The following is a 23,679-nucleotide window of genomic DNA, read 5'->3' on the forward strand; positions in this document are numbered from 1 at the left end:
GGACGGAGGCGGTCACGCCGCCGCGCCCGCCCCTAGGCTCGACGGCGTGACCGCCTCCGTCCCCGCCCCCCAGTCCCGGCCCCGCGACGTCGTCGGCATCGTCGGCCTCGTCCTCGCGATCGTCCTCGTCCTCGCGCAGATCGGGCGGACCGCGCTCACCACGGCCATCCCGGTCCTCGCGTTCCAGGGCGGCTTCGACACCACGCAGATCGGGGCGCTCTTCGCCGCCCTCGGGGTCACGATGCTCGTGCTCGCGACGGCGACCGCGATCGTCGGCGTCATCGGCGTCGCGCGGAAGGACCGCGCCCGGCTGCTCTCGGCCGTCACGCTCGGCGTCGGCGCGAGCGTCGCGATCGTCGAGCTGGGCGCGCTCGTCGTCCCGCCCCTGGTCGGCCTCTCCCTCCAGTACTGACGAGGCCCGCCGGAGCGGATCCCTCCGCCCGCCCTCGCAGGATCCGCACGGCGCCGCGTCCGTTCCTCGCGCTCCGCTGCGCCGCGACGGCCCTGCCGGCTTCCCGGCGATGCGCCAGGATGGGGGCATGACGACACGCGTGGACGGCCTCCTCGTCTACCCGGTGAAGGGCTTGACCCCGCAGCCGCTCCCCCGCGTCGAGCTCACCGCCGGCCGCGGCGTCCCCTTCGACCGCACGATCGCCCTCGCCCGCCCCGGCGGCGCCTACCGGCCCGGCATGCGGCACGGCATCTCCAAGCGCGAGTACTTCGTGCTCGTCGCCGAGGCGCGCCTCGCCGGCCTGACCTTGCACCTCGACCCCGACAGCGGAGTGCTCACCGTCGACGTCCGCGGCCACCGGGTCCTCTCCGCCGACCTGGGCGCGGAGGACGGCCGGGCCGCACTGCGCTCCTTCGCCGCCCGCGTGCTCGACCTGCCGCCCGGCGTCGAGCCCGTGATCGCCCAGGACGCGGGGCGCCGCTACACCGACACGGCCCACAACTCCGACATCGAGATGGAGTACGTCTCGCTGATCAACCTGGCGAGCGTCCGCGACCTCGCCGAGCGCACCGGCCGGAGCGTCGATCCGCTGCGGTTCCGCGGGAACATCCACCTCGAGGGGCTGCCCGCGTGGAGCGAGCTCGAGCTGCTCGGGCGCGAGCTCACCGCGGGCGGGCTGCGGCTGCGGATCACGAAGGCCACCGAGCGGTGCGCCGCGACCGAGGTCGAGCCGGGCACCGGTCGGCGCGACCTGCCGGTCCCCCGGCTGCTGCACGAGACCTACGGCCACGAGCTCCTCGGCGTCTACGCGGAGGTCCTCGACGGCGGCACGCTCGGCGTGGGCGACGAGCTGGTGCTCCGTGGCTGAGCTGCGGCTCGTGGTGGCCGAGCGCGAGGCGCTCACCCCGGCCGTCACCCGCTTCGTGCTGCGGAGCGAGGACGGCGCCCCGCTGCCCGGCTACTCGGCCGGCGCGCACCTCACGCTCACGACCCCCTCCGGCGAGCGCCGCAGCTACAGCCTCGTCGAGCCGGGATCCTCGGAGCCGTCGCACTACGCGATCGCGGTGCGCCGGGAGCCCGGGGGCCGCGGCGGATCGCGGAGCCTCCACGACGACGTCCGCGTCGGCGACGTCCTCTCCTCCGCGCCGCCCGCGAACACCTTCGTCCTCCAACCCGCCGCCCGCTACCTCCTGATCGCCGGCGGGATCGGGGTCACCCCGATCCGCGCCATGGCCGCCGAGCTCCGGGCGCAGGGCTCGGCCGTTCAGGTCGTCTACCTCAGCCGCACCCCCGAGGACACCGCGTGGCTCGACGAGTTCTCCGCCGACGGCTCCCTCGTGCACCACAGTGCGATCCACGGCCGACTCGACCTCTGGCCGCTCGTCGCCGAGCCCGACGACGACGCCCGGATCTACTGCTGCGGTCCGTCCGCGCTGATCGACGAGGTCCTCGCCCTCACGATGCACTGGCGCCCGAGCCGGATCCACGTCGAGGACTTCGCGGGCGTCGACGCCGTCGGCGACCGGGCCGTCCCCTTCCCCGCCGTCTGGGAGCCGACCGGAGCCGTCGTGGACGTCCCGGCCGACCGCTCGCTCCTCACCGCGCTCCGCTCCTCCGGGATCGACGTCGACTCCTCCTGCGAGTCGGGCACCTGCGGCACCTGCCGCCTGCGCCTCGTCGGCGGGACGGCGGAGCACCGCGACCTGGTGCTGACCCCCGAGGAGCAGGACCGCTGGATCATGCCGTGCGTCTCGCGCTCCGCCGGCGGCGAGCTGGTCGTCGCCCCGGACTGACGGAGCGACGAGGCCGGTCCGCACGCACGCCGGCCGACACGCGTCGGACGTCGTGTGACGCCGCGTGACGGGCGCCCGGCGCCCGGTCCCCCGCATGCCTAGGCTCCCGGACGGGGACCACGACCGTCACGACCGAAGGACTTCCGATGACCAGCACCTCCGTCCGCACCCAGCTCGACGAGTTCACCGTCGGCTTCGACGAGACGGTCGGACCCGAGCTCGCCGCCGTCTTCTCCGGCGAGCGCGACGACCTCGTCGCCGCCGGCGCCCCGAGCGGAGCCGTCACCGCCGGCGACGCGCTCCCCGCCGCCTCCGTCGTGACCGTCGACGGCGACACCGTCGCCCTCGCGGACGTCCTCGGCGCGGGCCCGGCCGTCCTCGTCTTCTACCGCGGAGCCTGGTGCCCGTACTGCAACATCACGCTCAAGCACTACAACGAGACCCTCGCCCCCGAGCTCGCGTCGCGCGGAGTCGCCCTCGTCGCGATCAGCCCGCAGACCCCCGACGGGTCGCGCGCGGCGGTCGCGAACGGCGACCTGGGCTTCACCGTCGTCTCCGACCCCGGCAACACGCTCGCGAGCGCTCTCGGCATCGTCACCGCCCCCAGCGGCGACGCGCAGGAGGCGCACACCGCGCTCGGCTTCGCCGTGAAGGACAGCAACGCCGACGACACCCCGGCCGTCCCGTACCCGACCGTCCTGGTCGTCGACGCCGACCGGATCGTCCGCACGGCGGACGTGCACGTCGACTACACGACGCGCACGGAGACCGAGGAGATCCTCGCCGCCGTCGACGCGCTCTGACACCTCCGCTCGCACCCTGAGCACGCGCGGCGGTCGAGCGCACCCCCTCGCCCGCCGCGCCGCCGCTCCCTAGGCTCGACCCGTGACAGCGGAGACGGACGTGCTCGTGGTCGGCGGCGGTCCGGTCGGGCTCCTGCTCGGCGCGCTCCTGGCGCGGGCCGGAGTGGACGTGCAGGTGTGGGAGCGGCGCTCCTCGGTGCCGCGCGGCTCGCGGGCGATCGGCATCCATCCGCCGTCGCTCGACGCGTTCGCCGCAGTCGGCGCCGATGCTCCCGTGCTGGCCGAGGCCACCCGGGTCCGCGAGGGCGTCGCGCGCAGCCGGGGCCGCACCCTCGGCACGCTCTCGTTCGCGCGCGCCTCCGCGACGCACCCCTACGTCGTCACCCTCGACCAGCACCGCACCGAGGCGATCCTCCGCGAGCGCCTCGAGGCGGCGGCCCCGGACGCGCTGCGCCCCGGCGTCGCGCTGACCGGCCTGCTCCGTCGCGGCTCCACCGTCGAGGCGACCGGCACCGGACCGGGCGGCGAGCCGGTCTCCGTCCGCGCCGCCTTCGTCGTGGGAGCCGACGGCGCCCGCAGCACCGTCCGCGACCTGCTCGGGATCCGCACCACCGGCCGCGACTACCCGGACCGCTACGTGATGGGCGACTTCGCCGACCCCGAGCCCGGCGGTCTCACCGGCACCGCGCTGGTCGACGTCGGCCCGGCCGGAGTGGTGGAGTCCTTCCCCCTGCCGGGCGGTCGGCGCCGGTACGTCGCCCTGAGCGGCCCCGACCGCTCCCTCGGCGCCCCCGCCTGGCGGCCCGAGGAGGCCCCCGACCAGGAGGCCGCGCGCGCCCTGGCCGCCGCTGTCCGCGACCGGACGGGCGCCGACGCCGACCCGGAGACCTGCACGATGCTCAGCGGCTTCCAGGTGCGGCGCCGCGAGGCCGAGCGGATGGGCGTCGGCCGCGTCGTGCTCATCGGCGACGCCGCGCACGAGATCAGTCCGATCGGCGGGCAGGGCATGAACCTCGGCTGGCTCGACGCCGCCGAGCTCGCCCCGCTCCTGGCCGGTGCCGTGCGCCGCGGCGAGGCCGGCCCCTGGCCCGGCTTCGCCCGGCGGCGCACCACCGCGGCCCGGCGCGCGGCGCGGCAGGCGGAGGCGAACATGGCCCTCGGACGCCCGCTCGGCTCGCTCGCGCACCGCGGCCGCGAGGCGTTCCTCCGCACCGCCCTCGCCCTGCCGACCTCGGACCTGCTCGCCCGCGTCTACGCGATGCGCTGGTCCTGAGGGCGGCCGGTCAACCGACCAGCCGCGCGCCCGCCAGCCCGAGCTCGACCACCAGCACGAGCGAGGCCGCGATCACCAGCCGGAACAGGGTGCGCGTCGGCGGGCCGGTCAGCACCAGGCGGATGCCCGCCGCGGCGAGCACGACCACCGCGAGGGTCCCGATCACCGCGAGCACCACGCCCGTCCCGCGCACCGGCTGGTCGCCGACGAGCTGTCCGACGAGCACGAGCAGCGCGGCGACCACCAGCGACCCGAAGGCGACGACTCCGGAGAGCCGCAGGCCGAGGCGGTGGGGGAAGCCGCGGACCCCGGTGGCCTCGTCGTCGACCAGGTCGGGGAGCACGTTCGTGCAGTGGATCGCGACGCCGAACACGGCGCCGGTCGCGATCGCCCACCAGGCGGGGACCCGGCCGTCGCCCGCCGCCACCGCCACCACCGGCAGCAGCCCGAAGGCGACCACGAAGGGAACGACGGACCAGACCGTGCGCTTGAGCCCCGCGTCGTAGGCCCAGCCCGCGGCGACCAGCACCAGGTGCGCGACCGCGGCGACCGGTCCGAGCAGCAGCGAGAGCACCACGGCGGCCGCCGCCGTCCCCAGTGCGGCGGCGCGGACGGCGCCCACGCCGATCAGCCCCTGCGCGACCGGCTTGTCGGTGCGCCCCACCGCGCGGTCGCGATCGGCGTCGATCCAGTCGTTCGCGAGCCCGATCGAGAGCTGCCCGAGCAGCACGGCGAGCGCCACCAGCACGACCTGCCCGAGCGGATGCCCGGACGCCGCCGCGATCACGGTCGCCAGCACGGTGACCGTCACGGTCGGCCCGGGGTGCGACGAGGCCAGCAGGAGTCGCACCCGGGACGTCATCCCGCCAGCCTACGGTCGCGGCGGCACAGCGGGGCGCCGGTCGCGATCCCCGCCCGGCGCGCGATCCAGCGTGGTCCGAGCGCGGCGCCCGCATCCGCCCGCGGCGGGAATGGCCCGGGATGGGGCAGGGTTGCACCACCCGGCATCCCGACTCAGGAAGAAGGCCTCGTGGACCTCGTGCACTGGCTGTTCGACGCGCAGATCGTCATCGGCGAGCAGACCGTCCTCTGGCGGGAGGTCATCGGCAACATCTTCGGGCTCCTCAGCGCCCTCGGCGGGATGCGGCGGAAGGTCTGGGCCTGGCCCGTCGGCCTCATCGGCAACGTGCTGCTGTTCACGGTCTTCATGGGCGCCCTGTTCGGCACTCCGAACCCCGTCAACCTGCTCGGCCAGGCCGGGCGGCAGGTGATGTTCATCCTGGTCAGCGTCTACGGCTGGTACCGGTGGACCCACCGCCCCGACGACTCGACCACCTTGATCGAGCCGCGCTGGGCGTCGTGGCGCACCCGCGGCCTGCTGGTGCTCGGGATGGTCGGCGGCACCGCGGTGCTGACGCCCGTGTTCCGCGCGCTCGGCTCCTACGAGCCGGTCTGGAGCGACGCGTGGATCTTCGTCGGCTCCGTCCTCGCCACCTACGGCATGGCGAAGGGCTGGACCGAGTTCTGGCTCATCTGGGTGGCCGTCGACCTGGTCGGCGTGCCGCTGCTGTTCTCGGCCGGCTACTACGCGTCGGGGCTGATGTACGTCTTCTACGGCGCGTTCACCCTGGTCGGCTTCTTCGTCTGGATGCGGCAGGGCACCCGTCCGTCCGCCGCTCCGATCACGGTCGGCTAGCTCTAGCAGCCCGCCGCTCCCGGCGGAAGTGGCCGTGCGGGAGGCGCTGTCGGTGGTCCACTGGGAGCGGAGGCGCCCGCCTCCCCCCTCAGGAACGGACGCCATGCTCTCCCTCGTCTACTCCAGCCGCACCTCCGCCGGCTTCACGGACGCCGACCTCCCCGCGCTGCTCGCCCAGTGCCGCGCGAACAACGAGCGCCTCGGCCTGACCGGCATGCTCCTGCACCGCGACGGCCGATTCCTCCAGGTGCTCGAGGGGCCGGACGCGGTCCTGCGCGAGCGGATGGCCGTCATCGCCGCCGACGAGCGCCACGCGCAGCTGCGCACCCTCCTCGAGGAGCCGATCCGGGAGCGGCTGTTCCCGGAGTGGTCGATGGCGTTCGAGTCCGCCGCCGACGCCGAGGCCGCCGGGCTCCGCACCTCCTTCGACGACCTCGACGACGCCGAGGCCGAGAGCGCGACGCTCCCGGCCCTGCGCGAGCTCATCCGCTTCTTCCGCGAGCGGAGCTAGGCGGAGCTAGGCGGAGCTAGGCGGAGCTAGGCGGAGCTAGGCGGAGCTATACGGGACGCCGGGATCGCGGCCGGTCTGCCGCCGGAACCCGACGCCCGTCAGTCCTCCGCCGAGGGAGGAGCGAGCCGGTCGAGCCGCGCCAGGAGCGGGGCGAAGCCGTCGCCGAGCAGGGCGCTCAGCGGCTCGCCGAACCAGAACCGCCAGACGGCGTCGAGCTCCTCGCCGGTGATCCGTCCTCGGCGCAGGAGGATGCTCGCGATCGGGGCCGCCTCAGACGCGTACTCGTCGCGGGGAGCGCCGTCCTCGCGACCCGGCTCGAGTCCGTACGGATCGACCCCGTCGAGCTCCCGCAGGACGGCCGCCACCATCGCGTCACGCCGTTCCGCGGTCGCGCCGTCCTGATCCGTCGGCGCACGGCTGGTCCCCGCGAGAAGGTACCGAGCCCACTCCTCGTCGTCCATTCGTCGTCTCCGATCTCTCCGGATGCCGCGCCTTCTCGAGGCCTTTCTCTTTTTTCGGCGCCGGCTTGTCGAGGCACGGGGGAACCGCCTCTCCGACGGCTTGTCATCCCCCCGCGAGAAAGGCGCGGACGCCTTCCCGCGTCAGCCCCGAGGCGACGGCGAGCCGGTGCTCTCCGGCCCCGAGTCGGGCGGCTCGGCGGAGCGCCGCGGCCCTTTCTCCGCCCTCGCCGGAAGTCCCGCTCTGGAATGCCGCGAATTCCGCGGACACCTTATCGAGAGCGTCGACGACATCGCCGGACACGCTCTCCGGCGGCTCGCCGAGATCGATGCGCCAGCCTCTCCCGGACTTCTCGTCGCTGTCGTTCACACGCGGGAAAGTACCCCGGACCGCAGGGCGGCGCCTGTGATCGCCCGACGCCGTCGCGCCCCAGGGATCCGTCGTCGACGTCCGAGCGCACACGCCTCCCGGTCCGGAGAGGACGGCCTTCGAGGACTGTCCCGCGGACCTCGTCGCCGTGCTCCGCTCCGATGCGGCCTTCGCCTCGGCCGAGGTCTTCGACGGCTGACCCGACCGCGGCGACCACCCGCTGCGACGACCGCGGGGCGGAGGCGCGGATCGCGCCGTTCCGGCGCGCCCGCACCAGCGGTGCCGGAACGTCCGGCCGATCCGGGAGCGGCACCCGTCCGAGCCGTCGAGGTTCCGTCGGTGTGCAGGCCCCCGCGCCGAGGGACGTAAAGTGTGCTCACACGCGCCCGCGGACGGGCGAGCCGCCCGTGAGGGCGCCCCGGTCCTGCGTCGGAGGCGCCGATCACAGAGAGCCGCGGTGCCCGATGCCGGAAGACAAGCCCGCGTCGCGGGCGCCGAGCATCTACGACGTCGCCCGCGCGGCCGGCGTCTCGCACCAGACCGTCTCCCGGGTCCTGAACGACCACCCGAGCCTCCGCGCCGAGACGAAGAAGCGCGTGCTCGAGGTCATGGCCGAGCTCGACTACCGCCCCAACCTCGCCGCGCGGGCACTGGTCACCAGCCGCACCCGCACCGTCGGCGTGCTGTCCTCGCAGAGCCTGCAGTACGGTCCGGCCTCGAGCATCCAGGCCATCGAGGTGGCGGCGCGCGACGCGGGCTACCTCGTGGTCACGGCCAACGTCGACGGCACCGACGGCGCGTCGATCCAGGCCGGGATCCGGCATCTGCTCAACCAGGCGGTCGAGGGCCTCGTGGTCGTCGCGCCGCAGATCCGCGTCTTCGACATCCTCTCCGGAGTCGCGCTGCGCATCCCGCACGTGACGCTGCAGACGAGCGAGGACGACCGCGACGACGCGCTCTACGTCGACCAGATGGCCGGCGCCCGCATCGCCACCGGGCACCTGATCGACCTCGGGCACACCGAGATCGTGCACCTCGCCGGCCCGCAGGACTGGATCGAGGCCGAGGCGCGGATGCGCGGCTACCTCGCCGAGCTCGACCACCGCTCGATCCCGCTGCGCCCGCCGCTGCTCGGCGACTGGAGCGCCGAGCGCGGCCACCGCGTGGGCCTCGAGCTCTCGCGCTTCCTCGACTTCACCGCGGTGTTCGCGGGTAACGACCAGATGGCGCTCGGACTGATGAGCGCGTTCCACGAGCGCGGGGTCCGCGTGCCGGAGGACGTCAGCGTCATCGGCTTCGACGACATCCCCGAGGCGGCGTTCTACTGGCCGCCGCTGACCAGCGTCCGCCAGGACTTCGTGGAGCTCGGACGCCGGTGCGTGGCCGCGCTGCTCAGCCTGATCGAGGGCGACCGGCCGGAGAAGGCGGCGCCGATCGCTCCGCAGCTGGTCGTCCGCGGATCCACGGCCGTCCCCCGGAGCGCGAGCGTCACCGCCTCGCGCTGACCGGCGGCCGCGACGCCCTCGCGCCGCGACCGCCCGCGATCACTCGCCGTGAGCGGCGATCGACACGTCGTTCCAGCGCTTCCAGGTCTCGAGGCGCGACTCGTAGTCCGCCGTCGCGATGCCCAGCGGCGCGCGTCCGAAGAAGATCCGCAGCGGCGGCTCGTCCGCGTCCACGACCGCGAGGATCCCGAGACGCGAGGCCCGCGGGTCGCCCTGCTGAGCAGCGGAGGGGCGTCGACTCGCGGCCTCGCGGACCTCGTCGTACGCGGCGATCGGCTCGCTGCGCGACGCGGAGGGACCGGACCAGTCGGTCGAGTACCCGCCGGGCTCGACGAGGGTCACGTGGATCCCGAAGCCGGCGACCTCGGCGGCCAGCGACTGGGTGAAGCCCTCGAGCGCCCACTTCGACGCGTGGTACGCGCCGATCGAGGGGAACGCGCTGATGCCGCCGATGCTCGACACCTGGACGATGTGGCCCGAGCCCTGCTCGCGGAGGATCGGCAGCGCGGCCTGGGTGACCCAGAGGGCGCCGAAGACGTTGGTCTCGAGCTGCGCGCGGAACTCCTCCTCGGTGAGCTCCTCGATCATGCCGAAGTGCCCGTAGCCGGCGTTGTTGATCACGACGTCCAGTCGGCCGAACCGGTCGGCCGCGGCCTGCACGGCGGCGAAGCCGGCCTCGCGGTCGGTCACGTCGAGGGTCAGCGGGAGGAACGTGTCCGGGTACTCCTCGACGAGGGCGTCGAGGGTCTCGATCCGGCGGGCGGTGCCGGCGACCGAGTCGCCGCGCTCGAGCGCCGCCTCGGCCCACTCGCGGCCGAAGCCCTTCGAGGCGCCGGTGATGAACCAGGTCTTCGTCATGGTGTGCGTCCTTTCGACAGTGCTGGACGCAACGCCGACGGCTCCGGCTCCCTTCCGGGGCCGGGGACCCTTGACAGCACCGCTCCGAGAGCGGACGACGCGCCGCGGGTGTCCCGTTACCGAGTCGAGACGTGCGCGTTGACACGAACGGCACCGTCGGGTCTAGCATGACGCAATGTGATCGCTCACATGGCATCACATCTCCGCCCCGATCCCGAGGGCGGCCCTGCATCCACTGCATTCAATGACGAAGGAATCACAGTGACCACAATGAAGCGCGCTCTCATCGCCGGCATCGCCGGCGGAGCGATGATCCTCTCCCTCGCCGCCTGCTCCTCCGGAACCGGTGGCGGCTCGGGCTCGGGATCCGGCGACGGCGGCCTCGTCGGCGTCGCGATGCCGACCAAGTCGTCCGAGCGCTGGATCGCTGACGGCAACAACGTCAAGTCGCAGCTCGAGGAGGCCGGCTACCAGGTCGACCTTCAGTACGCCGAGGACGACATCCCCACCCAGGTCTCGCAGCTCGAGAACATGATCACCAAGGGCGCCAAGGCCCTGATCGTCGCCTCGATCGACGGCACCACCCTCACGAGCGTGCTCGAGGAGGCCAAGGCCAACGACATCCCCGTCATCGCCTACGACCGCCTCATCCGCGACTCCGAGAACGTGGACTACTACGCCACGTTCGACAACTACAAGGTGGGCGTCCAGCAGGCCACCTCGCTCCTCGCGGGCCTCGGTCTCACCGACCTCACCGGCGCGAAGGCCGCCGACGCCCCTGCCGGCCCGTTCAACGTCGAGCTGTTCGCCGGCAGCCCCGACGACAACAACGCCACGTTCTTCTTCAACGGCGCGATGGACACCCTCCAGCCGTACATCGACGACAAGACGCTCGTCGTGAAGTCCGGCGAGACCGACTTCAACACCGTCGCCACGCTCCGCTGGGACGGCGAGGTCGCCCAGAGCCGCATGGAGGACATCCTCACCAAGACGTACTCCGACGGCTCCAAGGTCCAGGGCGTCCTCTCGCCCTACGACGGCCTCAGCCGCGGCATCATCTCGGCTCTGACCGACGCCGGCTACACCGTCGGCTCCGACTTCCCGATCATCACCGGTCAGGACGCCGAGCTCGACTCCGTCAAAGCGATCATCGCCGGCGAGCAGTACGCGACCATCTACAAGGACACCCGCGAACTCGCCAAGGAGGCCGTGAAGATGGCCCAGGCCGTGCTCGAGGGCACCGAGCCCGAGGTCAACGACACCGACACCTACGACAACGGCAAGAAGGTCGTCCCGTCCTTCCTGCTCGAGCCGGTCATCGTCACCAAGGACCAGATCCAGTCCGTCCTCGTCGACGGCGGCTACTACACCGACGCGGAAGTGAACGGCTAGTCCTCTCTCCTCACCCGAGAAGGAACACCCCGGGAGGGCGCCCACTGGGCGCCCTCCCCCACTACGAAGGAAGGGAGGCGGCGTGACCTCGAACATCCTCGAGATGCGCGGCATCACCAAGACGTTCCCGGGCGTGAAGGCGCTCCAGGACGTCACGCTCAACGCACAGCGCGGCGAAGTCCACGCGATCTGCGGGGAGAACGGCGCCGGCAAGTCGACGCTGATGAAGGTCCTGTCGGGCGTCTACCCCCACGGCACCTACGAGGGCGACATCGTCTTCGAGGACGAGGTGATGCAGTTCTCCAGCATCCGCGACTCGGAGGCGAAGGGCATCGTCATCATCCACCAGGAGCTGGCCCTCAGCCCCTACCTCTCCATCGCGGAGAACATCTTCCTCGGCAACGAGGTGCGCGGCTTCGGCGGCCTGATCGACTGGAACAAGACCAACCAGGAGGCGGCGGCGCTGCTGGCCCGCGTCGGTCTGCGCGAGAACCCGACCACCAAGATCATGGAGATCGGAGTCGGCAAGCAGCAGCTCGTCGAGATCGCGAAGGCGCTCTCCAAGCGGGTCAAGCTGCTCATCCTCGACGAGCCCACCGCGGCCCTGAACGACGAGGACTCGGACCACCTGCTCGACCTGATCCTGCACCTCAAGGAGCAGGGCATCACGTCGATCATCATCAGCCACAAGCTGAACGAGATCAAGAAGATCGCGGACACCGTCACGGTCATCCGAGACGGCAAGACCATCGAGACGATCGCGCACGACGACGTCACCGAGGACCGCATCATCAAGGACATGGTCGGCCGCGACCTCGACCACCGCTACCCGGACCACACGCCGCACATCGGCGAGGAGATCCTGCGCGTGGTCGACTGGACGGCCCACCACCCCCAGGACCCGTCCCGCGTCATGGTGGACAAGGTCAACCTGTCGGTGCACCGCGGCGAGATCGTCGGCATCGCCGGGCTCATGGGCGCCGGGCGCACCGAGTTCGCGATGAGCCTCTTCGGCCGCTCCTACGGCAGCCGCATCTCCGGCCAGGTCTTCAAGGCCGGCAAGGAGATCAAGATCCGCAACGTCTCGGAGGCGATCGCCCACGGGCTCGCCTACGCGACCGAGGACCGCAAGCACTACGGCCTCAACCTCATCGACGACATCAAGCGGAACATCTCGCTCGCGTCGCTCGACAAGGTCGCCCGCGGCGGACTCGTCGACGACAACCGCGAGTTCGAGGTCGCCAACGAGTACCGCGGCAGCATGAACATCAAGTCGCCGACCGTGCTCGCCAAGACCGGGAAGCTCTCCGGCGGCAACCAGCAGAAGGTCGTCCTGTCGAAGTGGATCTACTCCGACCCGGACGTCCTCATCCTCGACGAGCCCACCCGCGGCATCGACGTGGGTGCGAAGTACGAGATCTACACCATCATCAACCGGCTCGCGGCGCAGGGTAAGGGGATCATCGTCATCTCCTCCGAGCTGCCGGAGCTGCTCGGCATCTGCGACCGCGTCTACGCGCTGTCGGAGGGCCGGATCACGGGCGAGCTGCCCATCGCCGAGGCGACGCCCGAGGCGGTCCTCACCCTCATGACCCAGGAGAAGCAACGATGACCGATCTGCAGAACGAACCGTCCACCGCGGCCGGTGCGCAGGTGAAGCCCACCGAGAACGCCTTCACGAAGCGCCTCAGCCACGTGCTGGGCGACCTCGGCAAGAACGGCATCTTCATCGCCCTCATCGTGGTGGTGCTGCTGTTCGAGGTGATGACCGGCGGAATCCTCCTCCGCCCCCAGAACATCTCGAACCTGATCGTCCAGAACGGCTACATCCTGATCCTCGCCATCGGCATGGTGATGGTCATCGTGGCCGGGCACATCGACCTCTCGGTCGGCTCGGTCGCGGCGTTCGTCGGAGCGATCTCGGGCGTCTTCGCGGTCAACATGGGTCTCCCGTGGTGGCTGTCGATCGTCCTCTCCCTCCTCATCGGCGCCCTGGTCGGAGCGTGGCAGGGCTTCTGGATCGCGTACGTCGGGATCCCGGCGTTCATCGTGACCCTGGCGGGCATGCTGATCTTCCGCGGCCTGGCGCTCGTCGTCCTCGGCAACGCGAACATCGGCTCCTTCCCGACCGAGTACCGCGCGCTGGGCAACGGCTTCCTCACCGACCTGTTCGGCGAGACCGACCTCGACCCGCTGTCGCTCGTCATCGGCGCGCTCGCGATCGTCGCCTTCGCCGTGCAGTCCGTGCGCACCCGCCGCGGCCGCCAGAAGTACGCGCAGAGCGTCGAGCCGGGCGCCTGGTTCGTCACCAAGCTCGTCCTCGTCTCCGTCGTGATCGCGGCCTTCTCCTTCGCGCTGGCCACCTTCAAGGGCATCCCGGTCACCCTGATCGTGCTCGCCGTGCTCGTCCTGATCTACGGCGTGGTCATGAACCGCTCCGTCTTCGGCCGTCACGTCTACGCGATCGGCGGCAACCTGCACGCCGCGGAGCTGTCCGGCATCAAGACCCGCAACGTCACCTTCTGGCTGTTCGTCAACATGGGCGTCCTCGCGGCGCTGGCCGGCCTCGTCTTCACCGCGCGACTCAACCTCGCCGGCCCGAAGGCGGGCGACGGCTTCGAGCTCGAGGCCATCTCGGCCGCCTTCATCGGCGGCGCGGCGGTCCAGGGCGGCGTCGGCACCATCGGCGGCGCGATCATCGGTGGCCTCATCATCGGCGTCCTGAACAACGGCATGTCGATCATGGGCATCGGCATCGAGTGGCAGCAGGCGGTCAAGGGCCTCGTGCTCCTGCTCGCGGTCGCCTTCGACGTCTACAACAAGCGCCGCTCGGGCGGACGCTAGGCCCTGCGGTCGTGCCCGACTGGTCGCGGTTCCTGCCGCTGAGCACCGGGCCCTCGGTCGACGAGACGGGCGTCAGCAACGACTGGCGCCCCCTCGTCGCCGAGAGGCTCGACCGCCTCGCCGTCCTGGCCGCCTCCCCCTCCACCACGGAGGGCGAGGCGGCCAGTGCCGTCTCCCGGGACGCCCTGCTCGGAGAGCTCGTCGTGCGGCTCTCGAGCAGCACCGGCCAGCGCCTCGCGACGCGGATGGGCGCCCGAGAGGCCTCCTCCCCTCCTCCTCCCGCCGAGATCGCCCCGGCCCTGGCCGCTCTCGCCTCCGCTCGCCGCGCGGGCGCGGGTCCCCGCTCGGTCGCCGAGCTGGTCGAGGTCGTCCGCGTCGAGCTCGCGCTCTCCCCCGAGCCGCTCGCCCTCTCCTCCCGCATCACCGGCGGGGTGGCCCTGGACCGCCTGCAGCGCGCGCCGCTCGCGATCCGCGCCGCCGTTCGCGGTCGCACCCTCGCTCCGACCGACGCGGAGTGGGAGCTCGGCTCCGGCCCCGCCCTGCGCGTGCCGGCCGACGCGATCCTCCGCTTCCTGCTCGGCCTCGGGCCCTTCCCCGCCGAGCCGACCGCCTAGGCGGCGCCGCCTCCTGCCCCCGGGCGGAGGCGGCGCCGCCCCGGTCGTAGCATCGGAGGATGACGCGCTCACTGCCGAGAAGCACCCCGTCCGCCCGCTCCGTCGACGCCGAGGGAGTGCTGGCCTTCGTCGAAGGGGTCGAGGCCGCTCCCGGCGTCGAGCTGCACGGCCTGATGGTCGTGCAGGGCGGCGACGTGGTCGCCGAGGGCTGGTGGGCGCCGTACTCGGCCGAGCGGCCGCACCTCTTCTACTCGCTGAGCAAGAGCTTCACCGCGACCGCCGTCGGCCTCGCGGTCGCCGAGGGCCTGGTCGACCTGGACGCCACCGTCCTCTCGTACTTCCCCGAGCTCGACGACGAGATCACCGACCCGCGCTCGCGTGCGGTCCGCGTCCGCCACGTCCTCGCGATGGCGAGCGGCCACTCCGCCGAGACGATCGACCGCGCCGAGGAGACGGACCCGGCCGACCTGGTGCGCGGCTTCCTCCTCCTCCCGCCGGAGCAGGAGCCGGGCAGCGTCTTCGCCTACAACCAGCCCTGCACCTTCGCCGCCGCCGCGATCGTGCAGCGCGTGAGCGGGCAGTCGCTGACCGACTACCTGCGCCCGCGCCTGCTCGATCCGCTCGGCATCGGCGAGGTCGCCTGGCATCGCGACGACTCGGGGCGCGAGCTCGGCTACAGCGGGCTGCACGCCACCACCGAGGCGGCAGCTGCGCTCGGACTGCTGTACCTGCAGGAGGGGCGCTGGGGCGACCGGCGGATCCTCTCGCCGGAATGGGTCGCCGAGGCGTCCCGCGCGCACGTCCCGACCCACGAGGACGGCGGACCGGACTGGCAGCAGGGCTACGGCTTCCAGTTCTGGCGGTCGCTGCACGGCTACCGCGCGGACGGCGCGTACGGGCAGTTCAGCCTGATCGTGCCCGAGCACGAGCTCGTGATCGCGCTGACCGGCCAGACCTCGGACACGCAGACGCTGCTCGCGCTCGCCTGGGAGCACCTGCTCCCCGCCGTCGGCCGAGGGTCCACGGCGGAGGCCGACGCCCGACTGGCCGACCGGCTGTCGGAGCTCGCCCTGCCCCCGCTCGGGGGCGCCTCCCCCGCGACCGGGAGCTACACGCCGGTGGGATCGTGGCCCGACGCCGTCGAGGTGACGGCCGACGAGGGCGGCTGGACGCTCGCGCTGACCGAGGGCGACGAGCGCTTCACGGTGACGCCCGGCGCGGGAGCCTGGACCGTCGACGGGCCGTTCGCGGCGAGCGCCGGACCCTCGGGCGACGGAGTCCTGGTCGACGTCGTGTTCCTCGAGACCCCGCACCGCCTACACGTCGAGCTCGGTCCCGACCGCACCGCCTGCGTCCGCTGGGAGACGGAGCCGCTGCACGACGGCCCGCTCGCCGGGCTGCGCGCCCCGCGCTGACGGCAGGACCCGCTCCGCTCATCCGTCGCGAACGGCCCGTCCGCCCCTCGACGACGGGCCGTTCGCGACGGATCGAGAGGGGTCGCGCTCGGCCGTGCGGACCGCGCATCGGGCGGTGCTCACCGGGGGTCGACGAGTCGAGGAGCGGAGTGGGCACGAGGGTCCTTCCTGGGTGGCGGCGCTCTGGCACAATCGTCGGAGCGCTGCTCCGGAACATTGCGGAGCGCTGCTCCGGAACGTGGTGGAGCTGCGCTCGGAGACATTACGGAGCGCCGCTCCGAAAAGCAAGGAGAACCGATGAGCGACCGTGTGCCCCGCACGCCCGGCCGACCGCGGACGAGTCGCGACGCACTGCTCGCCGCCGCGGCGACGGTGTTCGTGGCCTCCGGCGTGGACGCGCCGGTCCGCGAGATCGCGGCGGAGGCCGGCGTCGGCATGGGGACGATCTACCGGCACTTCCCGACCCGCTCGGAGCTCGTGGTCGCCGTCTACCGCCACCAGGTCGAGGCCTGCGCGGAGGCGGGCCCACGGCTGCTCGCCGACAGCTCGACCCCGGAGGCAGCCCTCCGGGCCTGGGTCGCCCACTTCGTCGACCTCCTGGTGACCAAGCACGGCCTCGCCGGTGCGCTCCAGGGCGACAGCGCCGGATCCGACGCGCTGCACGCCTACTTCGTGGAGCGGCTCGTCCCCGTCTGCGGCGACCTGCTCGAGGCGGCACGACCCGCCCGGATCCCGGCGTCGAGCCTCAGCGGCTACATGCTCCTCAAGGGCATCGGCAACCTCTGCATCGGCGCCGCCCACGATCCGGACTACGACGCCGACACCCTCGTGCAGGCCCTCGTCACCGGAGCGCTGCAGGCGGATCAGCCCTGATCGCCTCCACGGTCCGCTCGACCGCGTCCTCGACCGCCGCCCGGCGGCTCGCGTCGTCCTCGCGCTCGGACTCGTGGACGAAGACGGCCCCGCCGCGCCGGGCTCCGCAGTAGTCGATGATCCCGTGCTGGATCTGCGTCAGCAGCGCCTGCTCGTAGCCGTGCCGCTCGTAGGTCCCGGCGGAGTCCCCCGCGACGAGCACGAGGTGGACGGTCAGGGCGCCGAGCCTGCGCTGCGTGCCGTGGACGGGGTCGATGTCGAAGGCCCAGCCCGCGAGGAAGACGCGGTCGATCCAGCCCTTCAGCAGCGCGGGCATCGACCACCAGTAGACGGGGAAGACGAGCACGAGGTGGTCGACGCCGTCGAGCCGGCGCTGCTCGCGGAGGACGTCGTCGGGAACCGGGCCGACACCGCGGTAGCGGTCCCGGTCGGTCGCGCCGAACCGCGGGTCGAAGCCCTCGGCGTCGAGGTCGGCCGTCTCCACTCCGTCGGGGCCGAGCTCCTCCCGCAGCCGCCGGGCGAGGGCGGCGGTGAGGGAGTCGCGGTCGGGGTGCGCGGTGACGAGGAGGGTGCTCACCGCTCCAGTGAACCGCACCCGCCCTGCGGCACCCCTGGCAGGATGACCCGGTGACTCCGCACAACTCCCCCAGCCGCCCCGACGTCGTCTCCGTCGAGCTCGTCGGTGGACCGGAGCCGCTCGAGCTCGCCCTGCACGAGCACGACCCCGAGTGGTCCGCCCTGTTCGAGGAGCACCGGCGGCGCATCCTCGGGGCCGTCCCGGGCGTGCGTGTCGAGCACATCGGCTCGACCTCCGTCCCGGGCCTGCCCGCGAAGCCGATCGTCGACGTGCTGGTCGTCGTGCCCGACGTCACGGCGGAGGAGGACCACGTCGCGCCGCTGCTCGAGGCCGGCTACGTCCTGCGCACCCGCGAGCCCGGGCACCGGCTCGTCCGCACGCCCGGACGGGACGCCCACGTCCACATCTACGAGGAGGGTCATCCCGCGATCGACGCGTACCTCCTCCTGCGCGACCGGCTGCGCACCGACCCGTCCGACCGCGAGCTCTACCGCAGCACGAAGGCGTCTCTCCTCCTCCGGCGCTGGGAGGACGGGAACGACTACGCCGAGGCGAAGTCCGCCGTGATCGCGGCCATCCTCGAGCGCGCGAGATCCTCGCAGCCCTGAGATCGATATCCGGAAGAACTGAGCGGGCTCGATAGCGCTCGCCAGGCGGTCGGCGGCTAGGCCGCACCGCACGTTCGATCGCCTCGAGCCCTCCGGCTCGGGGGCGATCGCGGTTCGGGCGTCGGAGCTTCCGAATGTCCATATGTGAAAACCTAGGGGTATTAGGATCAACGCGTGCCCCGTCGCTCCCTCACCCGCTCCGCCGTCATCGATCGCGCCGCCGCGATCGCCGACGCCGATGGTCTCGCCGCCGTGACCCTGGCCGCCGTCGCCCGCTCGCTCGAGGTGCAGACGCCGAGCCTCTACACGCACGTCCGCGATCTCGCCGCACTCCGCGACGGCGTCACGGTCCTGGCCCTCGACGAGCTGTCCGACCGCATCGCCGTCGCGATCGCCGGACGCTCCGCCCGGGAGGCGCTGGACGGCTTCGCCGACGCCCACCGCTCCTTCGCGCGCGAGCGGCCGGGCCTGTGGGAGTCGCTGCAGCGCACTGCGGGGCCGGACGCGGTCGCCGCCCCGGCCGCCCGCCGCGTCGTGCAGCTCACAGATGCGGTCCTCCTCGGCTACGCGATCCCCGCCGAGGACCGGGTGCACGCCGTCCGAGTGACGGGCGCCGCTCTGAACGGCTTCCTCACCCTCGAACGGCTCGGGAGCTTCGCGCACAGCAGCCCGACCCCCGCGCAGTCGTGGAGCGAGCTCCTCGCCTGCCTGCACTTTCTTTTCAGCCACTGGACCCGCCGGAAGGACATCCCCGCATGATCAGCACACCCCTCACCGAACGGCTCGTCCACGGCGCGATCGAGCTGGAGGAGGTGCCCCGCGGAGTCCGGCCGCACCGCCTCCCCCGCGCGGTCCGCGAGCGCGATGCGGATGCGCAGCTCCTGCTGATGGAGGCGCAGCCCTCGGGTGTCCGGATCTCCTTCGTCACCGAGGCGCGACGGATCGAGCTCGACGTGCACGCGACACGGGTCGCCTATCGGGGGCTGCCCCGGCCGCGCGGCGCAGTCGACGCGGTCGTCGACGGCGAGATGACCGCCTCCCACGCGCTCACCGGAGGCGACGCGATCGAATTCGACCTCGCGACCGGTGACCGGGCCCTCCTCCCCGGACCTCTCGACACGGTCGGGCTCGACCTCCCGGCCGGGCCGTCTCGCGTGGAGCTGCTCCTCCCGCACAACGAGGCGGTGGACCTCGTGGCCCTGCGGTCCGACGCACCGCTCGAACCCGCGCCGCTCTCCGGCCCCGTCTGGCTGCACCACGGCAGTTCGATCAGCCAGGGCTCGAACGCGGCGCGCCCCTCGGGCATCTGGCCGGCCGTGGCCGCCCGGGCGAGCGGCGCCCGCCTGGTGAACCTCGGCTTCGGCGGGAGCGCACTCGTCGACCCCTTCACCGCTCGCGTGATGCGGGACACTCCTGCCGACCTGATCAGTGTCGCGCTCGGCATCAACCTCGTGAACCTCGACGGCATGCGCCGCCGCACCTTCGTGCCGGCGGTGCACGGCTTCCTCGACACGATCCGCGAGGGCCATCCCGCGACGCCGCTGCTCCTCGTCACTCCGCTCTTCTGCGGGATCCACGAGGACACGCCGGGGCCGGGCGACGTCGATCCCGCGTCCTTCACGACCGGGGCGCCGCGCTTCGTCGCGACCGGCGACCCGGGCGACACCGCGAACGGACGGCTGACCCTGCGGATCGTCCGCGAGGCGCTGGCCGAGGTCGTCGCCGCGCGCTCCGACGACCCGGACCTGCGACTGCTCGACGGGCTCGCGCTCTACGGGCCGGACGACGCCCAGCGGCTCCCGCTCCCGGACGGCCTGCACCCGGATCCGGAAGCGCACGAGCTCATCGGCCGCCGGTTCGCGGAGCTCGCCTTCGGCCCGGGCGGGGCGTTCGCGCCGGAGCGCTGAGCGGCCAAGACGGAGCCCGGGCGGCCGTCCGACGCCCGGCCGTCGGTCGATCAGGATGTTGACGTCATCAGACCCTCATGGAAGCCTGATGTTTGCGTGAACATGCGCGAAGTCCCCGGTGCAAAGGAGCACAGCATGACGTCTCGACCACGAACGGCCGCCGCGGCGGTGGCCGCGCTGCTCGTCGCAGCACTCCTGGGGACAGGAGCGCAGTCGGCCTCGGCCGCCGTGGCCACGGATCCCGACGACGGAGTGCCGCGCACCTCGACGCCCGTGACCTACACCGACTCCCCGGCGGTCCAGGACCCGGGCAGCACCGCGGCCGGCTACTTCCAGCCCTACTGGTACGACACCGACGGCCGCCACATCCAGGCGCACGGCGGCCAGATCGTCACCGTCGAGGAGGGCGGTCAGCAGGTCCAGTACTGGTACGGCGAGGACCGCACGAAGGGCTACTGGAACAGCCCCGGAGTCGCGGTCTACCGCTCCACCGACGGCCACAACTGGGAGAACAAGGGCACCGCGCTGCGCAGCGTCTCGGCTCCGGCCGACCTCGAGGCCCCCTACTTCGACGCGCTCTACGACACCGTCGACGACTCCGGAGCCCCTCGCGCCGACCGCATCGCGGAGCTCGACTACCACCTCGACACGACGCAGGCCTCGCCGAACACCGCCATCTTCGAGCGCCCCAAGGTCCTCTTCAACGAGAAGACCGGCAAGTGGGTCATGTGGTGGCACTCCGACGGCCGGACCACGCCGGGCGGCAGCACCTACGCGCGCTCGATGGCGGGAGTCGCCGTCTCGGACAGCCCGACCGGGCCCTTCACGCTCCAGGGCGTCTACCGCCTCTACAACCGCACGGACTACAAGGCCTGCACCACCTCCGCCGTTCCCGGGCAGGCGCGGGACATGACCGTCTTCCAGGACGAGGACGGCACCGCGTACATCTCCTACTCCTCCGAGGAGAACTACTCGCTCTACGTGGCGAAGCTGGACGCCGACTACACCAACGTCGAGCGGACCACCACGACCGACACCCTCGACGCGAACCAGTACTCGGCCGACGGGACGTACCCCTACGTCTTCGCCGACGGTGCGGCCGGAGCACCGGTGCGCGGCACCGACTTCCAGATCGTCAAGGAGTGCGGACACCTCGAGGCGCCCGCGATCTTCGCCAACGGCGGCAAGTACTACACGATCGCCTCCGGGGCGACCGGCTGGGCGCCGAACCCGCAGACCTACTACACCGCCGACTCGATCCTCGGCGCGTGGACCCGCGGAGTCGAGAAGGGCGACGCCGACGAGAACGTCGCCTACAACGCGATCCCGGAGGGCGGCGACGGCCTGCTCTCGATCGGCGACTCCCGCAAGACGACCTTCGGCTCGCAGTCGACGAACGTCCTCACGCTCGCTCCCGGGAAGTACGTCTACATGGGCGACCGGTGGAACGAGGGCAAGTCGGACTCGACCTACGTCTGGCTCCCGATGACGGTCGGTGAGAACGGCCGCCTCGAGATGCGGAACCCGGCTCAGGAGGACCCGGCGCGCTGGGGATCCGGCTGGAACCTCTCCTACTGGGACGACAAGGGGGTCGGCGAGGGCGTCTGGTCGGTCGTGGACGCCCGTCTGCCGAAGCAGGTCCGCCGCGGCGCCGACATCGCCGCCGCGCTCCCCTCGACGGTCTCGGTCGCGAGCACCGGCTCGACCCGCGACGTCGCCGTGACCTGGGCCGCCCCCGGCCCCGCCGAGCTCGGCACGGTGCAGGTGACGGGCACGCTCGCCGCCGACGCCGGATTCTCCTCCGGCCGCCGCTTCACCCGCACGATCGAGGTGGCGGAGCCGGGCATCGCGAACCTCGCTCCCGGAGCGTCCGTCGCGGTCTCGAGCCGCACGGACCTCGCCGGCAAGCTCATCGACGGCGACGTCAAGGGCAAGGGCTGGGACGACTGGTCCTCGGCCGGCTACCCGCGCGACAGCCGCCTCTCCTTCTCCTGGGGCGCCGCGCAGAACCTCGACTCGGTGACGGTCAGCACCTACAAGGACGGTGCGACCGCCACCTGGCCGTCGAGGATCGAGGTCGAGTACCAGGTGAACGGCGCATGGACGACTTCCTCCGTCGCCACCACCCTCAGCCAGGCCGCGACCGGATCCGCCCCGACGGCGATCCTCGACCTGTCCTCCCTGCCCGACACCACGGGCCTCCGCCTGCACCTCACCAGCGCGGCGAACACGTGGCAGTCGGTCTCGGAGGTGCAGATCTGGGGCACCGCGCCGCCGACGAACGTCTGCCGCGTTCCCGGGGCCGCAGTCTCGGCGTCGTTCAGCCAGACGAAGTACGCGACCCTCCCCGCGAAGAACGCCTGCGACGGCAACGTGAGCACCCCCTGGTCGACCTGGACCGACGGCACCTTCGCCGGCAGCGCCGAGTTCACGCTGACGAACACCGAGGCGCACCGCGTCGCCGGGCTCACCTTCACCAACACCGAGGGCACCCTGGCGTCGGTGAGCGTGGCCTACCGCGCCGAGGACGGCACCTGGAAGCCGACCACCGCGCAGAACGTCGCTCCGGCGGCGAACGGCACGCTGACCACGATCCCGTTCGCGGCGGTCTCGGCCACCGGCCTGAAGCTGACCTTCTCCACGCCGGGCTCGTTCCTCAAGATCGGCGAGATCGTCGTCCCCGAGGCGGCCGCCCCGGCGCTGACGGTGCCGGTGACCGTGACGTCGCGCTGTGTGGCCGGGAAGGCGGTGCTGACTGTCCTCGCCAAGAACGGCGGCACCGCTCCGATCGACGTCGCGATGGCCTCGGCCTACGGCTCGAAGACGGTCACCGCGGTGGCCGGGGGCGCGAGCGGATCGGCCGCGTTCACCACCCGCCTGGCGAGCATGCCGGGCGGCCAGGTGACGGTGACCGCCACGGCGGGCTCCGAGACCCTCGCGCAGACGGTGGCCTACCCGGCCCGCGTCTGCTGAGCGCACGGCGGCCGGTCGACCGGCCGTGACGGAGGAGGGGGTGCCCGCGGGCGCTCCCTCCTCTGCGTGTGCGGCGCATCATCCGACGCGCAGGGCGAGTGCGGGCTCGATGTGCGCGGCTCAGGGCACCAGATGCCGAAGGACGTGCCGGGCCTGGGCGGGAGCGCCGTCACGTCGATCTCCGCGGGCGAGAAGGAACGGCCGCTCCCCCGCAGGCGCTCCCCGAGAAGGAGATCGGTCGCCTGATCGATCCGGCTCAGCGCCGCCTCGTCGAGGAGGTGGGCGCACGAGCGTGGCCGAGCCCCGCTGGCGCGCTCCGCGGCACTCCACCCGGAAGCGGGGGTGCAGAGCACTTCGCGCTCCTGGTAGTAATCACAGGCGGGCGCATCGCAGAGCCCGCAGAACTGGACCGTCCGTGACCCGCACCACCCGCGCTCTCGCCGCGTTCGTCCCGACGACGACCCTCGTGCTCTCCGTGGTGTTCGCCTCCGCCGCACTCGCGCCCGAGGCGATGACCGCCCCGGAAGCGGTGTCGACGCCGACCGCCGCCTCGCCCGCGGAGGATGCGGCGCCGACTGCGGACCCCTCCGCTCCCGGTGCGGGATCCGGCGCCTCCGACCGCCGCTCCTCGAGCCCCTCCTCCGCGGACCCCGTCGACCCCGCGCAGCCGACGACCGGCTCCTCCCCCGCGGACCGGCCCGCCACAGACCCGCCCGCCGCGGACCGTCCCGCCGACTCGGCGAGCGCCCTCACCGGCC

Annotated in this window: 23 protein-coding genes and 1 pseudogene; 19 read left to right on the forward strand and 5 right to left on the reverse strand. The window is 72.6% G+C overall.

Translation table 11 applies throughout. The features are described from left to right. The 5 genes from C5C29_RS16110 to C5C29_RS16130 form a co-directional block, all read left to right on the forward strand. On the forward strand, nt 1–412 hold a 412-nt coding region (locus C5C29_RS16110), incomplete at its 5' end, for a hypothetical protein (protein ID WP_219813793.1). Nucleotides 413–539: 127 nt separating this feature from the next. Continuing rightward, nucleotides 540–1,319, forward strand: a complete 780-nt coding sequence (locus tag C5C29_RS16115; protein ID WP_181128845.1) for an MOSC domain-containing protein — start codon at nt 540–542, stop codon at nt 1,317–1,319. Further along, on the forward strand, nt 1,312–2,244 hold the full coding sequence (locus tag C5C29_RS16120) for a PDR/VanB family oxidoreductase (RefSeq protein WP_104308572.1): 933 nt from the start codon (nt 1,312–1,314) through the stop codon (nt 2,242–2,244). The genes C5C29_RS16115 and C5C29_RS16120 overlap by 8 nt, the downstream gene beginning before the upstream one ends. 146 nt (nt 2,245–2,390) lie before the next feature. Further along, nucleotides 2,391–3,047, forward strand: coding sequence for a peroxiredoxin-like family protein (locus C5C29_RS16125; RefSeq protein ID WP_104247729.1), 657 nt, complete (start codon nt 2,391–2,393; stop codon nt 3,045–3,047). An 82-nt stretch (nt 3,048–3,129) separates the two neighbouring features. Further along, nucleotides 3,130–4,320: an NAD(P)/FAD-dependent oxidoreductase gene (locus tag C5C29_RS16130; RefSeq protein ID WP_104308573.1), complete on the forward strand. Its 1,191-nt coding sequence runs from the start codon at nt 3,130–3,132 to the stop codon at nt 4,318–4,320. Between the two features lie 10 nt (nt 4,321–4,330). On the opposite strand, the gene C5C29_RS16135 is transcribed toward C5C29_RS16130, so the two are convergent. Then, nucleotides 4,331–5,182 (reverse strand): UbiA family prenyltransferase, encoded by an 852-nt coding sequence (locus tag C5C29_RS16135; protein ID WP_104308574.1) that lies wholly within the window; start codon nt 5,180–5,182, stop codon nt 4,331–4,333. A 168-nt stretch (nt 5,183–5,350) separates the two neighbouring features. On the opposite strand from C5C29_RS16135, the gene pnuC reads away from it, so the two are divergent. Both pnuC and C5C29_RS16145 read left to right on the forward strand, forming a co-directional pair. After that, nucleotides 5,351–6,016, forward strand: a complete 666-nt coding sequence (gene pnuC / locus C5C29_RS16140; protein ID WP_104308575.1) for a nicotinamide riboside transporter PnuC — start codon at nt 5,351–5,353, stop codon at nt 6,014–6,016. 103 nt (nt 6,017–6,119) lie between these two features. Then, nucleotides 6,120–6,527, forward strand: a complete 408-nt coding sequence (locus tag C5C29_RS16145; protein WP_104224988.1) for a BLUF domain-containing protein — start codon at nt 6,120–6,122, stop codon at nt 6,525–6,527. A gap of 98 nt (nt 6,528–6,625) precedes the next feature. Here the strand turns inward: C5C29_RS16145 and C5C29_RS16150 are convergent, their stop codons facing one another. Both C5C29_RS16150 and C5C29_RS16155 read right to left on the reverse strand, forming a co-directional pair. Continuing rightward, a complete protein-coding gene (locus C5C29_RS16150; protein WP_104308576.1) occupies nt 6,626–6,988 on the reverse strand; it encodes a hypothetical protein in 363 nt (120 codons plus the stop codon). A 103-nt stretch (nt 6,989–7,091) separates the two neighbouring features. Further along, nucleotides 7,092–7,355, reverse strand: a complete 264-nt coding sequence (locus C5C29_RS16155; protein ID WP_104308577.1) for a hypothetical protein — start codon at nt 7,353–7,355, stop codon at nt 7,092–7,094. A 464-nt stretch (nt 7,356–7,819) separates the two neighbouring features. Here C5C29_RS16155 and C5C29_RS16160 point away from each other — a divergent pair, with 464 nt between their 5' ends. Next, nucleotides 7,820–8,860 (forward strand): LacI family DNA-binding transcriptional regulator, encoded by a 1,041-nt coding sequence (locus C5C29_RS16160; RefSeq protein WP_104234510.1) that lies wholly within the window; start codon nt 7,820–7,822, stop codon nt 8,858–8,860. A gap of 39 nt (nt 8,861–8,899) precedes the next feature. Here the strand turns inward: C5C29_RS16160 and C5C29_RS16165 are convergent, their stop codons facing one another. Further along, nucleotides 8,900–9,718, reverse strand: a complete 819-nt coding sequence (locus tag C5C29_RS16165; RefSeq protein ID WP_104227398.1) for an SDR family oxidoreductase — start codon at nt 9,716–9,718, stop codon at nt 8,900–8,902. Nucleotides 9,719–9,988: 270 nt separating this feature from the next. On the opposite strand from C5C29_RS16165, the gene chvE reads away from it, so the two are divergent. The 6 genes from chvE to C5C29_RS16195 all read left to right on the forward strand — a co-directional run bounded on the left by chvE (nt 9,989) and on the right by C5C29_RS16195 (nt 16,856). Beyond that, the gene (chvE, locus tag C5C29_RS16170; RefSeq protein ID WP_104224984.1) at nt 9,989–11,110 is read left to right on the forward strand and encodes a multiple monosaccharide ABC transporter substrate-binding protein; all 1,122 of its coding nucleotides are present in this window, start codon (nt 9,989–9,991) and stop codon (nt 11,108–11,110) included. Nucleotides 11,111–11,192: 82 nt separating this feature from the next. Continuing rightward, nucleotides 11,193–12,722, forward strand: coding sequence for a multiple monosaccharide ABC transporter ATP-binding protein (gene mmsA, locus C5C29_RS16175; RefSeq protein ID WP_104234508.1), 1,530 nt, complete (start codon nt 11,193–11,195; stop codon nt 12,720–12,722). Next, entirely contained in the window at nt 12,719–13,954 is a 1,236-nt protein-coding gene (gene mmsB, locus C5C29_RS16180; RefSeq protein ID WP_104224982.1) for a multiple monosaccharide ABC transporter permease, read from the forward strand. Before mmsA ends, mmsB begins: the two co-directional genes overlap by 4 nt. 11 nt (nt 13,955–13,965) lie before the next feature. Further along, nucleotides 13,966–14,568: a hypothetical protein gene (locus C5C29_RS16185; RefSeq protein ID WP_104224981.1), complete on the forward strand. Its 603-nt coding sequence runs from the start codon at nt 13,966–13,968 to the stop codon at nt 14,566–14,568. A 59-nt stretch (nt 14,569–14,627) separates the two neighbouring features. Continuing rightward, a complete protein-coding gene (locus tag C5C29_RS16190; protein ID WP_104308578.1) occupies nt 14,628–15,983 on the forward strand; it encodes a serine hydrolase in 1,356 nt (451 codons plus the stop codon). Nucleotides 15,984–16,280: 297 nt separating this feature from the next. Continuing rightward, nucleotides 16,281–16,856 (forward strand): TetR/AcrR family transcriptional regulator, encoded by a 576-nt coding sequence (locus tag C5C29_RS16195; protein WP_104308579.1) that lies wholly within the window; start codon nt 16,281–16,283, stop codon nt 16,854–16,856. On the opposite strand, the gene C5C29_RS16200 is transcribed toward C5C29_RS16195, so the two are convergent. Beyond that, nucleotides 16,825–17,433, reverse strand: a complete 609-nt coding sequence (locus C5C29_RS16200; RefSeq protein WP_104308580.1) for an NAD(P)H-dependent oxidoreductase — start codon at nt 17,431–17,433, stop codon at nt 16,825–16,827. The genes C5C29_RS16195 and C5C29_RS16200 overlap by 32 nt on opposite strands. A gap of 50 nt (nt 17,434–17,483) precedes the next feature. On the opposite strand from C5C29_RS16200, the gene C5C29_RS16205 reads away from it, so the two are divergent. The 5 genes and pseudogenes from C5C29_RS16205 to C5C29_RS16230 form a co-directional block, all read left to right on the forward strand. Further along, nucleotides 17,484–18,041, forward strand: a complete 558-nt coding sequence (locus C5C29_RS16205) for a GrpB family protein (protein WP_104308581.1) — start codon at nt 17,484–17,486, stop codon at nt 18,039–18,041. A gap of 174 nt (nt 18,042–18,215) precedes the next feature. Beyond that, nucleotides 18,216–18,800, forward strand: coding sequence for a TetR-like C-terminal domain-containing protein (locus tag C5C29_RS16210; RefSeq protein ID WP_104224976.1), 585 nt, complete (start codon nt 18,216–18,218; stop codon nt 18,798–18,800). Further along, nucleotides 18,797–19,948, forward strand: a complete 1,152-nt coding sequence (locus tag C5C29_RS16215; protein WP_104224975.1) for a GDSL-type esterase/lipase family protein — start codon at nt 18,797–18,799, stop codon at nt 19,946–19,948. The genes C5C29_RS16210 and C5C29_RS16215 overlap by 4 nt, the downstream gene beginning before the upstream one ends. 135 nt (nt 19,949–20,083) lie before the next feature. Then, nucleotides 20,084–22,921 carry a glycoside hydrolase family 43 protein gene (locus C5C29_RS16220; protein WP_104308582.1) on the forward strand — a complete coding sequence of 946 codons (2,838 nt, stop codon included), beginning with the start codon at nt 20,084–20,086 and terminating at the stop codon, nt 22,919–22,921. A gap of 415 nt (nt 22,922–23,336) precedes the next feature. Continuing rightward, a pseudogene (locus C5C29_RS16230) lies at nt 23,337–23,679 on the forward strand (hypothetical protein); the annotation flags it as partial.

It is taken from the genome of Rathayibacter sp. AY1H2 (assembly GCF_002931985.1).
Taxonomy (GTDB): domain Bacteria; phylum Actinomycetota; class Actinomycetes; order Actinomycetales; family Microbacteriaceae; genus Rathayibacter.